Source organism: Myroides sp. DF42-4-2 (assembly GCF_030326445.1).
Lineage (GTDB): Bacteria > Bacteroidota > Bacteroidia > Flavobacteriales > Flavobacteriaceae > Flavobacterium.
Window position 1 is genome coordinate 1 of record NZ_JACAKI010000066.1, and the last position, 573, is coordinate 573.

At 31.9% G+C, this 573-nt stretch carries 1 pseudogene; it reads right to left on the bottom strand.

Annotated elements, in window-relative coordinates:
• Positions 1-525 (bottom strand): annotated as a pseudogene (locus HX062_RS16165) (hypothetical protein); the annotation flags it as partial.
• Positions 526-573 lie beyond the last annotated feature (48 nt).

A 573-nucleotide genomic window follows, 5' to 3' on the forward strand; every position in this document is an offset into this window, starting at 1 on the left:
ATCCTTATAAAATACTTCAACTTCTTTTAGCAATTCTTCTTTATTCTCTTTAGACAAATCAACACTATTAGTCCATCCCTGCACTTCATGCTCATAGGGCACTTCTGGAGCATCAAAGAATAAATTAATCTCATAGAATGGTACTTTGCCTTCCTTCTTAGACATCTCATAGGTAAAAACATCTTTAAAGTCTTTAACCTTCTGTTGACTATAATCGCCATAATTAATACTTAGCTTTAATTCTGCTAAAGACAAATCTATTTCTTTCCCCATATTAAACTCATCATCCACAGGAGGTGTCATTCGCACAGTCAGAGATTGTTTACCTGGTTTTAAGATAGCCTCATTTATAGGCATTGAACCTGTAATAATTCCTGGATCATAATTAAATTTAATAGGATAATCATTTACTAACAACTCAAAACTAAAATTAGCGGCTGTAGCTATATGTAGTGTGTACTCTGGATTATACTTGTATCTCTTTACTTCTTTATAGATATTGGCTACTTTCTGTACATTTTCCATATCGATTATTTCTTCTTTTGTTATTGTCTTTTGAGCACAACTATTTAG